The organism is Cellulosimicrobium cellulans, assembly GCF_006539945.1.
Taxonomy (GTDB): domain Bacteria; phylum Actinomycetota; class Actinomycetes; order Actinomycetales; family Cellulomonadaceae; genus Cellulosimicrobium; species Cellulosimicrobium cellulans.
Window position 1 is genome coordinate 21,882 of record NZ_BJNZ01000040.1, and the last position, 6,149, is coordinate 28,030.

Below are 6,149 nucleotides of genomic sequence, written 5' to 3' on the forward strand. Positions count from 1 at the left end.
TGCGGCTACAGCCCGACCCACTCCGAGACGCCGTCGTCGAAGTGCTGCCGCTTCCAGATCGGCACCTCGGCCTTGATGCGCTCGACGAGGAGCGAGCACGCCTCGAACGCCTCGCGGCGGTGACCCGCAGCGGCCGCCGCCACGAGCGCGACGTCGCCGATCCCCAGGGTCCCGTACCGGTGGACGGCGGCGACCCGCAGCCCCGTCTCTGCCGCCACGCCGGCCACGCACCGCCGGATCACCGCGGTGGCGTCGGGGTGCGCCTCGTAGTCGAGCCGAGTGACTCCCCGGCCGCCGTCGACGTCACGCACGACCCCGCGGAACGTCACGACGGCGCCGCACTCCGGGCTCGCGACCGCGTCCTCGACCGCGCGCGACACGGCGTCGTCGAGCACGTCGGTCGTCACGCGGCTCACGTCCTCGGCCGCCGTACCCTGGGCAGCGCCTGCGGACTCGCCCTGCGTCTCGCTCACAGCTCTCGTACCTCCACCTCGGTCCCGGCGTCCCACTCTTCCACGTCGGCGGGGACGTCCACGAGCACGTCCGCGCGCGCCATCGACGCGACGAGGTGCGACCCCGATCCCCCGACGACGCGCACCGTGCCGCCGGGGCCGGTCGCACCGCGCAGGAGCTGACGCTTGCCCGCGGGCGACGTGAGCGCGGCGGCGAGCACCGCCGTGCGGACCCGTTCGACGGCGGGCAGCCCGGCCGCGCGCTCGAGCGGCTCGCGCAGGAACATCGCGAACGACACCTGGGCGCTCACCGGGTTGCCCGGGAACGTGAGCACGGGCGTCCCGTGCACGGTGCCGAACCCCTGCGGCCCGCCCGGCTGCATCGCGACCGACCGGAACGTCACGCCGGTCCCTCCGAGCACGTCCTTGACCACCTCGTACGCGCCCTGCGACACGCCGCCCGACGTCACGACGAGGTCCGCGACCGCGGTCGCCTCGGCGAGCACGGCGGCGAACCGCGCGGCATCGTCGCCGCACCGGGCGGTGAGCACGACCTCGCCGCCCGCGCGCCGGACGGCCGCGCCCAGCGCGTCGGCGTTGGCGTCGAAGACCTGCCCCGGCCCCGGCGTCTCCCCCGGCCCGACGAGCTCGGACCCCGTCGACAGGACGGCGACGCGCGGCCGGGTGACCGCGCGCACGCTCCCCACCCCGCACGCCGCCGCGGCGGCGAGGTGGTGCGGCGCGAGGACGGTGCCGTCGGGCAGGAGCGCGTCCCCGGGCCGGACGTCGGAGCCCGCCTCGCGGACGAAGTCCCCGGCCGACCGCGGCACCCGGACCTCGACGGCCTGGCTCGCGCCGGGAGCGGCCGGGGCGTCCCCGGCGGGTCCCGCAGCGTCGGGTCGGGGCGTGCCGGCGAACGTCCCTCCGACGGTGTCCTCGACGGGGACGACGGCGTCCGCGCCCTCGGGGACGGGCGCGCCGGTCATGATGCGGGCCGCGGTGCCCGGCGCGAGCCGTGGCGGGACGCCCGGCGCCGCCGGGATCTCGGCCGCGACGTCGAGCCGGACGGGGGCTTCCGCGCTCGCTCCGGCGACGTCCGAGGCCCGGACGGCGTACCCGTCCATCTGGGAGTTGCGGAACAGCGGGACCGCGACGGGCGCGACGAGGTCGCCCGCGAGGACCCGGCCGAGCGCGTCGGCGAGGAGCACGTCCTCGGTGCGGGTGCGCCGTCGGGCCGCCTCGACGAGGGGAGCGAGGAGCGCCGCGACGTCCGCGCGGTGCTCGTCGACGCTCACACGAGCTGTCCCGGCCATGCCACGTCCTCCCACGGTGCCGTGCACGCCGACGGGCCACCCGGAGGAGCGGGCGACCCGTCGGCCGTGCGGTCGATGTCGAGGCTCAGCCTCCCACGACCGCGGTCAGGGGACCGCGGACGAAGTAGACGACGAACCCGGCCGCGACCACCCACAGGAGCGGGTGGACGTCGCGTGCCTTGCCGCACGCGGACCGCAGCAGGACCCACGTGACGAACCCGATGCCGATACCGTTCGCGATCGAGTACGTGAGCGGCATCGTCACGATCGTGAGGAAGACCGGCAGCGTGACCGTGAAGTCGGTGAGGTCGATCTCCTTGATCTGGCCCATCATCATCGCCCCCACGACGACGAGCACCGCGCTCGCGACCTCGATCGGCACGACCGCCGTGAGCGGCGTGAGGAACATCGCGACGAGGAACAACCCGCCGGTGACGACCGACGCGAGGCCCGTCCGCGCGCCCTCGCCCACGCCCGCCGCCGAGTCGACGAACACCGTGTTCGACGACGACGACGTCGCGCCGCCCACGACCGCGCCCACGCCTTCGACCACGAGCGCCGACTTGATGCGCGGGAAGTTGCCGTCTGCGTCGGCGAGGCCGCCCTGCTTGGCGAGCCCGGTCATCGTGCCCATCGCGTCGAAGAAGTTCGTGAAGAACAGCGTGAACACGAGCATCGTCGCGGCGAGCGCCCCGATCCGGTCGAACGCGCCGAACGAGAGCTGCCCGAACAGGCTGAGGTCCGGGACGGAGACGAGGGAGCTCGGCAGCGTCGGGACGGTGAGGTGCCAGCCGCCGGGGTTGTCGTCGGACGCGGGACCGAGCTGCAGCACGGCCTCGGCGACGATCGCGACGACGGTCGTCGCGACGAGCCCGATGAGCAGCCCGCCCTTGACCTTGCGCGCCACGAGGACGCCCATGGTGAGCAGCCCGACGACGAAGACGAGCGTCGGGACAGAGGTGATGGACCCGCCGTCGCCGAGCTGCACCGGCGGCCCGCCCGGGGTGCGCGTGACGAACCCCGCGTCGACGAACCCGATGAACGCGATGAACAGACCGATGCCGACCGTGATCGCGGCCTTGAGCTGGCGCGGGACGGCGTTGAAGATCGCCGACCGCGCGCCCGTCACGGCGAGCAGCACGATGAGCAGGCCGTTGACGAGCACGAGCCCCATCGCCTCGGGCCACGTGACGTCGCCGATGACGGCGACGGCGAGGAACGAGTTGATGCCGAGCCCGGCCGCGAGCGCGAACGGGAGGTTCGCGACGAGCCCGAACAGGATGGTCAGGCCGCCGGCGGCGAGGCCGGTCATCGCGCCGACCTGCGCCGTCTGGAGCCACCCGCCCGCGACGTCGACGGGCGCGTTCTCGGCACTCGTCCCGCCGAGGATGAGGGGGTTGAGGATGACGATGTACGCCATCGCGAAGAAGGTCACCAGCCCGCCGCGGAGCTCGCGCCCCGTGGTCGAGCCGCGCTCGGTGATCCGGAAGAAGCGGTCGAGCCGGCCGGTGGCCGGGCCGGTGCCGCGTGCGTCGTCGTTCTCGGCGGTCTCCCGCCGCATGCCGAGGAGGGTCACGTCCTTGTGTCCTTTCGGTGCGAGATCGCGGTGCTGATCGGCGCGGCGGCCGGTCAGTACTCGATCCGGGACTCGAGGACGCGCCAGGCGTCGAACGGCGCGGTCGCGTCGGCGGTGCGCTCGTGCACGACCTGCATGCTCCGGTCCGCGGGGTCGGCGGCGAAGAAGTCGTAGAACTCCGCGTCGTCGAACCCGGCGCTCGCGGCGTCGTGCCGGTCGGCGGCGAAGTACACGGTCTGCACGCGCGCCCAGAGGGCGGAGGCGAGGCACATGGGGCACGGCTCGCAGCTCGAGTAGAGCGTGGCGCCCGTGAGGTCGAAGGTGCCGAGCGCGGCGCACGCGCGCCGGATCGCGGTGACCTCGGCGTGCGCGGTGGGGTCGTTGTCCTGCGTGACCCGGTTGTTGCCCTCGAACACCTGCCCGTCGGCGGTGACGATCACGGCGCCGAAGGGTCCTCCGGCGTGCGCGACGCTGTCGACCGCGAGGGCGACGGCTCGGTCCAGGTGTGCTGCGTCCACGACAAGAGTGTCCATGGTGAGTCTCCACGGTTCGGGCAGCGACGCCGGGTGGCGCCGTCTCCGGCTGTCCGGCTCGTCGATGAGCCGGGAGGAGACGGCCGGCGGGCCGCTGCAGGCGAGTTGTCCACTTCCGCCTGGTTGGTAGCTGCCGGTGTCGGATCGATCGCGTCGACCACCGAGCGTGTCGCTCGGCCCGGGCCCGCCGTTGGCACGCACGACGCTAGCAGCGCGTGACCGACGACACAAGAGTTTCGGAAGAACTTTTCCACAATGTGGACAGCAGTGCGGAGGTATCAGATCCCCCGGCCCGTTGCGGAAGGAACTGCCGGCCGGAAGAGTTGTCCCAGCGCAGGTCCGGCCCACGGTCGGACCGCAGGTACCGCCCGAAGGTCCGACGCCGGGGGCGTCGCCCGTCCCCGACCACCCGGAGGCCCCGTGACCGAACCCGCTCCGCCGTCGTCGTTCCCGATCGTCCGCGTCCCTGCCCGGCCGGGCCCGCCGCTGCGCTTCCAGCTCCGTCCCGTCGCCCCCTCCCTGCGCTCGTTCCTCGCGACCGAGGCCGGCGGCGCGGTGCTGCTGCTCGTCGCGACCGTCGTCGCGCTCGTCTGGGCGAACTCCGCCTGGTCCGGCGCGTACGACGACCTGTGGTCCGCGACGGCGGGATGGCACCTCGGGCCGTGGTCGTTCGAGATGGACCTGCACCACTGGGTCAACGACGCCGCGATGGCCGTCTTCTTCCTCGTCATCGGGCTCGAGATCAACCGCGAGGTGACGAGCGGCGAGCTGCGCAACCGGCGGACCGTCGCCGTGCCCGCGCTCGGGGCGCTCGGCGGGCTCGCCGTCCCCGCCCTCATCTACGTCGCGTTCAACGCCGGGTCTCCCGCGCAGCACGGCTGGGGCATCGTCATGTCGACCGACACGGCGTTCCTCGTGGGGATCCTCGCCCTGTTCGGACCGCGCTGCCCGGACCAGCTCCGGCTCTTCCTCCTCACCCTGGCCGTCGTCGACGACATCGGCGCCATCACCGTCATGGCGCTCTTCTACACCGACGACCTCTGGCTCCCCGGGCTGCTCGTGGCCGCCGTGCTCGTCGTCGTCATCCTCGCGCTGCGCTGGCTCGGGGTCTGGCGGCTCACCCCCTACGCGCTCGCGGGGATCGCCCTGTGGGGCGCGGTCTACGCGTCCGGCGTCCATGCCACGCTCGCCGGAGTCCTCGTGGGTCTGCTCGTCCCGTCGCGCTCGTCACGGCCCGTGGACGTCGCCGTCGTGCCCAAGTACGCCAAGCGCCTCGCCCAGGAGACGACGGCGGAGCGCGAGCACCTCACCGAGCTCGCAGCGCGCGCGGCGGTGCCCACGAGCGAACGTCTCCAGCGCGTGCTGCACCCGTGGAGCGCGTACGTCGTCGTGCCCGTGTTCGGCCTCGCCAACGCGGGCGTGCAGCTCGACGCCGAGTCGCTCCGGACCGCGGCGACGTCCCCCGTGACGATCGGCGTCGCCGTCGCGCTCGTCGTCGGCAACGCCGTGGGCATCTTCGGCGCCGCGACGCTCGCCCTGCGTCTCGGCCTCGGCGACCTCCCCGGCCGCGTGCGCTACTCCCACCTGCTCGGCGGGGCGATCCTCGCCGGCATCGGCTTCACCATCTCGCTCTTCATCGCCGAGCTCGCGTTCGACGACGAGGCGCTGATCGAGCAGGCCAAGATCGGCATCCTCGCCGGCTCGCTCGTCGCCGCCGTGCTCGGCTCCCTCGCGCTACGGTTCGTCGGCGAGCGCTGGCCCCTGTGCTCCCCCGGCGCCGACGGCCCCCCGCCCGAGCTCCCACCCCTCCCCTGGCACCCACCCGCGACCACCTGAGCACCCCACCCCCGCCGAGGGAGAACCCCGGTCACACGAGGCAGAACCCTGGTGGGCCGAGAGAGAACCCCGGTGGACGGAAGCAGACCCCTGGTCGGGCGAGATAGAACCGTGGCCGGGCGAGATAGAACCGTGGCCGGGCGAGATAGAACCGTGGCCGGGCGAGATAGAACCGTGGCCGGGCGAGGTAGAGCCGTGGTCCCGCGAGGTAGAGCCGTGGTCCCGCGAAGTAGAGCCGTGGTCCCGCGAGGTAGAGCCGTGGTTGGGTCCGCGGCGGGGGGACCCGGCGGTCGCGCGACCCGGCGGGTCGCGCGGCCCGGGCCGTAGCCCACCCGGCGGGCGGTCGCCCGACGTGAGGGCAGACCAGGGTGAGACGACGTCGGGCGGGGTGGGTGGTGGTGCCGCGTCGTGGCGGGCCTGGCGGGAGCCGCGAGGAACG

General features: G+C 73.9%; 5 protein-coding genes. 1 reads left to right on the plus strand and 4 read right to left on the minus strand.

Features of this window, described 5'->3' with window-relative positions; translation table 11 throughout:
• Window positions 1-5: 5 nt before the first annotated feature.
• From CCE02nite_RS19450 to CCE02nite_RS19465, 4 genes are all read right to left on the minus strand, one after another.
• Window positions 6-395: a molybdenum cofactor biosynthesis protein MoaE gene (locus CCE02nite_RS19450; RefSeq protein ID WP_255318993.1), complete on the minus strand. Its 390-nt coding sequence runs from the start codon at window positions 393-395 to the stop codon at window positions 6-8.
• Window positions 396-469: 74 nt separating this feature from the next.
• Entirely contained in the window at window positions 470-1,765 is a 1,296-nt protein-coding gene (locus tag CCE02nite_RS19455) for a molybdopterin molybdotransferase MoeA (RefSeq protein WP_141391244.1), read from the minus strand.
• An 85-nt stretch (window positions 1,766-1,850) separates the two neighbouring features.
• Window positions 1,851-3,326, minus strand: a complete 1,476-nt coding sequence (locus CCE02nite_RS19460) for an NCS2 family permease (RefSeq protein WP_141391249.1) — start codon at window positions 3,324-3,326, stop codon at window positions 1,851-1,853.
• A gap of 68 nt (window positions 3,327-3,394) precedes the next feature.
• Window positions 3,395-3,874, minus strand: a complete 480-nt coding sequence (locus tag CCE02nite_RS19465; protein ID WP_141391245.1) for a nucleoside deaminase — start codon at window positions 3,872-3,874, stop codon at window positions 3,395-3,397.
• 420 nt (window positions 3,875-4,294) lie between these two features.
• On the opposite strand from CCE02nite_RS19465, the gene nhaA reads away from it, so the two are divergent.
• On the plus strand, window positions 4,295-5,710 hold the full coding sequence (nhaA, locus tag CCE02nite_RS19470; RefSeq protein WP_255318992.1) for a Na+/H+ antiporter NhaA: 1,416 nt from the start codon (window positions 4,295-4,297) through the stop codon (window positions 5,708-5,710).
• Window positions 5,711-6,149: the final 439 nt, after the last annotated feature.